Origin of the sequence: Mesorhizobium sp. M7A.F.Ca.CA.004.06.1.1 (genome assembly GCF_003999135.1) — a bacterium.
GTDB lineage: Bacteria > Pseudomonadota > Alphaproteobacteria > Rhizobiales > Rhizobiaceae > Mesorhizobium.
Genome location: NZ_RZPQ01000878.1, coordinates 1 through 2,223, shown reverse-complemented (window position 1 = coordinate 2,223; position 2,223 = coordinate 1). Strand labels below are relative to the sequence as shown.

Below are 2,223 nucleotides of genomic sequence, written 5' to 3'. Positions count from 1 at the left end.
CTGCATGCCATGTGGATCGGAAAGCTTGCGCCTAAACCTGGCGAGGCCGTCACTCATATCGGCGCCGGCACCGGCTACTACACCGCCGTGCTGGCCAAGCTGGTTTTACCAGGCGGCACCGTCACCGGCTTCGAACTCGACGAAAAGCTGGCCGATCTGGCGCGCAAAAATCTCGAAGCATATGGCAATGCAACGGTCGTCCATGGCGATGCGGTGACGACGCCCCTGCCGCCATCCGACATCATCTACGTCAATGCTGGCGTCGCAGCGCCACCAGCAGGGTGGCTGAAGGCGCTGCGGCCCGGCGGCCGCATGATCTTCCCCTGGCGCCCGGCCGAGCGCGTCCCGCTGGCGGTGATGGTGATCCGCACCGAAAAAGGCTTCGCCTGCGATCCGTTCATGCGATCGTGGTTCATTCCCTGCGTCGGCGCCTCGCTCGCAGACTCAGCGTCGAGGATCCCGACGCGCGAGCAGGCCGCGCGCAGCCGCTCGATCTGGCTGGTGCAGGACAGGGCGCCGGACGACACCGCCACCGCCATATCGGGCGATGTCTGGTTCTCGTCGGAAGATCTCCACCCCGGGCCTCGCAAATGATGGTGGTTCGCCAAAATTTATATGTCGGACTGGTGGCTCGTCGCCCGTCCTTGGGCTGAAGTCCGGCCACGACGGCGTGGACCGAAGAACGGGAGCACTGGAATGAGAAAGATCATCTCGGCGACATTCGTCAGCCTCGACGGCGTCATGCAGGCGCCCGGCGGCCCGCAAGAGGATCCGGTCGGCGGCTTCAAGTTCGGCGGCTGGACCTTCCATTACTTTGACGAGGCGGGGGGCGCGGCGATGGATGAACTGTTCTCCAAGCCTTTCGCCCTGCTGCTCGGCCGCAGAACCTACGACATCTTCGCCGCCTACTGGCCGTATCAGAAGGATCCGATCGCGGATGCCTTCAACCCCGCGACCAAATATGTGGCGACGCATCGGCCTGACACCCTCACCTGGCAGAACACGCAAGCGCTCGGACCCGATATCGTCGCGACGTTGCGCCGCCTCAAGCAGGAGGATGGCCCTGACCTGCTCATCCAGGGATCTGGCGATCTGATCCAGACCTTGCTCGCCAACGGGCTGATCGACGAAATTCGGCTGATGATCTTCCCGCTGTTGCTGGGCAAGGGCAAGCGGCTGTTCGGCGACAGCGCGATGCCGGCCGCCTTCAAGCTCATCAAGTCGCAGGCAACCAGCACCGGCGTCATCATGGCGACCTACGAACGATCAGGCGAGATCAAGGTCGGCTCGTTTGTCACAGGGGAGCCATCCGAGGCCGAGCTCGAACGGCGCAAGAACTGGAAGTAGCAGGACCTGGGTTCCTCGCCCCACGATGAAAGATCGACCCCCACTCCGTCTCGGCTTCGCCGAGCCACCTCTCCCCCGATCGACGGGGTAGAGGAAAGGCGCGAGCTTTAGAAAGGTTGGCTCCCTTCCTCTCCCTCCGGAGGGGGGAGAGGTGGCGCTGCGAAGCAGCGACGGAGTGGGGGAAGCCGCTCGTCAATCGCGCCGCCGCCGCAAGACAGACATACCCGACCAGCAAGAAAACTGTCACCCATGCTATCGGTCCATTCTGTTACCTATCTATCCGGTTCGGACAACTCGACACCTCTCCCCCGATCGACGGGGGAGAGGAACCCAAGTTCTGCCTGGCTCAAGCAGCCACCGGCCGCCGCGCCAGCCCGTCGCGGATATGCCGCGCGAATTCCTGCGCCGCCGGCCCGACACCGTGCCTCGGCAGATGCAGGTTGATGGCAAAATTCGGCAGCGGCGGCAGGCCGGACTCCGATGGCAGTATGTCCAGATCGGCCGGCACGGTGGAGGCCAGCCAGGTGGTGACGGCAAGGTCCGACCGCACCGTCGCCGTCGTCGCGTCGATGTTGCCGTTTTCGAACACGGTGCGCCACTCCAGCCCATGCTCACCGAGCGCCGCCAGCACCGCCGGACGGAAGGCGCAGGTATCGGCGACGATCGAGACCGGCAGCGGCCGCTTGGCGCGGGCAATGCCGCCCTTGGCACCGACCCAGACCAGCCGGTCGATGGCAAGGCACTCACCGGCCGACGGGCCGACGCGTTCCTCGATCACCGCAAGGTCGATGGTCCCGGCCGCAAGGGCAGCCGTCAGTTCCGGCGACGAGGCGCAGACCAGCGATATCTCGATCTGCGGATAGGTCTCGGCATAGG

The 2,223-nt window shown here is 64.9% G+C and carries 3 protein-coding genes; 2 read left to right on the top strand and 1 reads right to left on the bottom strand.

Annotated features, from left to right (window positions below):
- Nucleotides 1-594 (top strand): methyltransferase domain-containing protein (locus EN906_RS31565; protein ID WP_127375658.1); only part of this gene is annotated, 594 nt, incomplete at its 5' end.
- A gap of 102 nt (nt 595-696) precedes the next feature.
- Nucleotides 697-1,347, top strand: coding sequence for a dihydrofolate reductase family protein (locus tag EN906_RS31560; protein ID WP_127271024.1), 651 nt, complete (start codon nt 697-699; stop codon nt 1,345-1,347).
- A 346-nt stretch (nt 1,348-1,693) separates the two neighbouring features.
- Here the strand turns inward: EN906_RS31560 and EN906_RS31555 are convergent.
- On the bottom strand, nt 1,694-2,223 hold a 530-nt coding region (locus tag EN906_RS31555), incomplete at its 5' end, for a LysR substrate-binding domain-containing protein (protein WP_245484372.1).